General features: G+C 70.5%; 1 protein-coding gene. It reads right to left on the minus strand.

Features of this window, described 5'->3' with window-relative positions; all coding sequences use genetic code 11:
- Window positions 1-1,243 (minus strand): ISL3 family transposase (locus ABZW30_RS47065; protein ID WP_355677505.1); only part of this gene is annotated, 1,243 nt, incomplete at both ends.

Genomic DNA, 1,243 nt, shown 5'->3' on the forward strand with positions numbered 1-1,243 from the left:
TAAAGGGTGGTGATTCCCTGGGTGACCGCATGTTGGTCTTCGAGCAGGGCAGTGGCGATACCGGCGAGGGGCGCCAGTCCGCTGTTGGCGAGTTGTTCGAGCCAGTCCGGCAGCGGTGTGGCATCGCGGGTGTCGAGCATCGCGGCGAACTCGCGGACCAGGTCACGGGTACGTCGGAGTTCCGGGCAGTGTTCGAGCAGCCGGCGCAGACGCTCAGCGGTTTGCGGGCCGTGCCGGTCGGGGGCGGTGATGATCCAGCGTGCGGCTTCGCGTGGGGAAGGCGGCCGTTCGCGGGGCTCGTCCAGGGGCAGGCCACGCCTGAGGGGTGCGAGAGCCATCTTCACGCGCTGGTAGTGCCCCAGGTAGCCCTTGCCCAGGAGTTCCTGATGAAGGATCTTCGCGTTGTGTTCGCCCTCGTCCCAGCGTTGCTGCAGGTAGTCGAGGTAAGGATCCAGGGTGGACGGGCGTCGGGGAGCGCGGCGCATGACCTCGTGCCAGGTGCGGGCCCGGGCGTACTTGCGTACCGTGCGGCGGTCCAGGCCGAGCTCACGGGCTGTGGCGCTGTAAGGACGACCGGCATCGGTCAGTGCGTGCACGGCTTCGAACAGCCGCCGTGCGTGTCGGCCGGCCGGAGTGTCCACCGGCTCGGAATCGGCGCCCACTGCCTCAGCGGGCTCCGGTTCGGCGGGATCGGGGGCGGGGAGCGCGGCGGGCAGGCAACCGCGGTGGGCTGCAGCGACTTCCTGAACGCGCCGGGACAGGCCCTGCCACAGATGGAAGCGGTCGCTGACCTGGACAGCATCGGGGGCACCGTCGGCGATGCCCTGCCGGTAGGTGAGTGAGCCGTCGCGGCAGGCGATCTCGACACCGGGATGCCCGCGCAGCCATCGGCTCAGCTGTTCGGCGTCCCTGCCCTCCCAGAGCGTCAGCGGGAGACGGGTGGTGGCGTCGACCAGGAGGGTGCCGTAGGTGTCGCCGTAGAGCGCGAAGTCATCCACCCCCAGTAGCCGGGGTGTGACCAGCGGCGGCAGTGGCGCCCGCATCAGATGGGAGAGCACGGTGCACCGCGAGAGCGCGACGCCCAGGACGCGCAGCATCCGGGCGCCACCCCGGCCGGCCAGCACCACACCGACGGCCTCGACCAGGTGCTGCAACAGCGGGGTGCGCCGCTGGTAGCGCACGGTCAGCCCCGGCACCTGCTCGGCGAAGGTCACCTTCGGGCAGGCCGAGTTCTCGCAGTACA

It is taken from the genome of Kitasatospora sp. NPDC004669 (assembly GCF_040609455.1).
Lineage (GTDB): Bacteria > Actinomycetota > Actinomycetes > Streptomycetales > Streptomycetaceae > Kitasatospora.